Raw genomic sequence first — 882 nt, 5'->3', positions numbered from 1 at the left:
ATCAATCTTTTCTAAATCCAACCTTAGTTTATAATGAACTTCTGGTCTTATATCCAAGTTACATTTTTTACCGCTCTCTTCTATCTTATTTTGATAATGATATGACCTCTTGTAAACACTTTTCTTCTGGAAATGACATCGGTCTTTAGAAGTAAAATCTTTGATAAAAACACGACTAACAGAATAAAAACATTTGTTACAGTAACGGAAACCATGATCTTTGAAAAAATGAGTATTGCCACAATTTTCACATGAAACCTTTTCTGGAATTTTGAGTGGAATGAGATTATCTAAAACTGGTGTATAAACATCTAATCCATCGTTGATGTTTCGTAGAATATTGGTATATTGAATTATCTCTTCCTCGAAATATGACATTTTTTTATTTATTACACGATATTGTTTTATTAATTTTTTCAGGTCTCAAAGCTAAAGTGTTGATTTTGTTGGAACATATTAATCTTTTATCATCATTGGCTGAAAGTGCAACTTTATTTACAGTCATTGAATATATATCATGATTTTGGCTTCTTATGATATTCATCTCTTTCATTACTTTATCTTCAGAGAAAAGACAGTTTTTATAATCTTCAAATGACAAAGATTTTTTGATCACACAACCCTTTACACCTTTTGCTTTTCGTGTTTCCCCTTTATCTTCTACCTTGAAAGTATACAACTTCGGACGAAGACCAACAAAATGCGTTATTTGTTTTCCAGCTGTTTCATCTTTGAATTTTCTAATAACTTTTTTATTAACACCTGATTTGATCCCTGATGGATGATTAACCTTATAATCAGATGTATCGAATCTTCTTTTAATATCTTTTTTAATATCATGGTAAAAATCAAACTGTCTGTATCTGTAAATAATAATTCAGC

General features: G+C 29.0%; 2 protein-coding genes. Both read right to left on the bottom strand.

Translation table 11 applies throughout. The features are described 5' to 3' along the window. Nucleotides 1-378 (bottom strand): hypothetical protein (locus OIF36_00540; protein MCV6598960.1); only part of this gene is annotated, 378 nt, incomplete at its 3' end. Nucleotides 379-382: 4 nt separating this feature from the next. Then, nucleotides 383-616: a hypothetical protein gene (locus OIF36_00535; protein ID MCV6598959.1), complete on the bottom strand. Its 234-nt coding sequence runs from the start codon at nucleotides 614-616 to the stop codon at nucleotides 383-385. Between the last annotated feature and the right edge of the window lie 266 nt (nucleotides 617-882).

The sequence above is a fragment of the Alphaproteobacteria bacterium genome (genome assembly GCA_025800285.1).
Classification (GTDB): Bacteria; Pseudomonadota; Alphaproteobacteria; order JAOXRX01; family JAOXRX01; genus JAOXRX01.
This window is presented reverse-complemented; position numbering and strand designations above follow the sequence as displayed.